1 protein-coding gene is annotated in these 1,781 nt (G+C 64.3%); it reads left to right on the forward strand.

Annotated features, from left to right (window positions below; genetic code table 11):
• Positions 1–218 precede the first annotated feature (218 nt).
• Positions 219–1,781, forward strand: a 1,563-nt coding sequence (locus AYR66_RS06700; protein ID WP_337366836.1) for a phospholipase D-like domain-containing protein, incomplete at its 3' end; no start/stop codon positions are given.

The raw sequence follows: 1,781 nt of genomic DNA on the forward strand, positions 1-1,781 counted from the left end.
CAGGCTGGAAGCCGGCCTGAAATGCTGCGGCATGGCGCTCTCGGAATGGCATGCGGCAACAGAACATGTGCTTGCGCAAGTGACCGTCATGGAACTGTCCCTGCCGCCAGGATTCGCGGGCGCGGTTGCGCTGCGCTGATTTGCCGCTACGCAGCGGCAGAAACTAACTCAAGGGGCAACGCGTCGAAGAGGAAAAGCGGCATTTTCCAATCGACATCGTGAACCTGCCTTTGCCCCAGGAAAAACTCACCCTGCCATCCACTTCGCCCGCGCTGTTGCAGCCGGGACGCAATTGCTGGCGCATCGAACGTGCGCACCGGTTTTCCATGCTGGTCGATGCGGATGCCTACTTCCGCGCGGTGCGCGCGGCGATCCTCCGCGCGCGGCATAGCATCTTCATCCTCAGCTGGGATATCGACAGTCGCATGCGGCTCGTCCCCGGCGGCGCCAACGATGGTTATCCGGAACCGCTCGGCGACTTCCTGCATGAAATCGTCGCCAGCCGGCCCGGTTTGCGCGCCTATGTGCTCAACTGGGACTTCGCCGTGCTGTATGCGCTCGAGCGCGAATGGTTGCCGACGGTCAAATTGGACTGGCGCACACATCGCCGCCTCGCGTTCCGTATGGATGCCCGGCATCCGATCGGCGGTTCGCACCACCAAAAGATTGTCGTGGTCGACGACCGCATTGCCTTTTCCGGCGGCCTCGACCTCACGCGCAGCCGGTGGGACACACCGGAACACGCGTCGCACGCGCCGTTGCGCTGCGACAGCGATGGCAAGCCGCACGGCCCGTTTCATGACGTGCAGGTGCTGGTCGACGGCGACGCAGCGCGCGCCCTCGGCGAACTGGCAAGGATGCGCTGGCAGCGAGCAACAGGGGAAGTCGTACCGCCAGACGCCGGCGACGGTCCCGATCCCTGGCCGGAATCGGTGGAACCCGACATAAGCAATGTCGATGCCGCGATTTCGCGCACCGAACCGGTGTACGAAGGCGACGCCGGCGTGCATGAAGTGCGGCAACTGCACCTCGACGCGATTGCCGCCGCGCGCCGCATGATGTTCTTCGAAAACCAGTATTTCACCTCGGGCATGCTGGCCAATGCGCTGGCCGAACGGCTGCAGGAGCAGGATGGCCCTGAGGTCCTCGTCATTTCACCCAGGACACAAAGTGGATGGCTGGAGCAGGCCACCATGGGCGTGCTGCGCGCGCGTGTGCACCGGCGCCTGAAGGCAGCTGATTGCCACGGCCGCTACCGTATGGTTAGCCCGCATATTCCCGGCCTGGGCGAACAGCAATGCCTGAACGTGCACAGCAAGGTGTTCGCCATCGACGACACCTTGTTTTCGATCGGCTCGGCCAACCTGAGCAACCGTTCGATGGCGCTCGACACCGAATGCAACATCACCATCGAGGCGCGCGGACCGGATGCGCAACGCATCCGCGACGCCATCGCTCGGCTGCGTGCGCGCCTGCTTGCCGAACACCTCGATGCCACGCCAGAAATCGTGATGGCCGAAGTGCGCAGCAAGGGCAGCCTGCATGCCACGGTGGATGCCTTGCGCCATTCGCAACGCACCTTGTGCGTGTTGGAACCGGAAACCCCGCCCGAGCTCGATGCGCTGATCCCGGAGCAGGCGCTGTTCGATCCTGAACAGCCGATCGAGCCGGACAAGCTGGTGGCGGAATATGTGCCGCACGAGGCGCGCAAGCCGGTGCCGCGCCGCCTGATCGGCGCCGGCCTGTTTGGCATCGCGCTGATTCTGCTGGCGGTCGCATGG

It is taken from the genome of Noviherbaspirillum denitrificans, assembly GCF_002211445.1.
GTDB classification, from domain to species: Bacteria; Pseudomonadota; Gammaproteobacteria; order Burkholderiales; family Burkholderiaceae_D; genus Noviherbaspirillum; species Noviherbaspirillum denitrificans.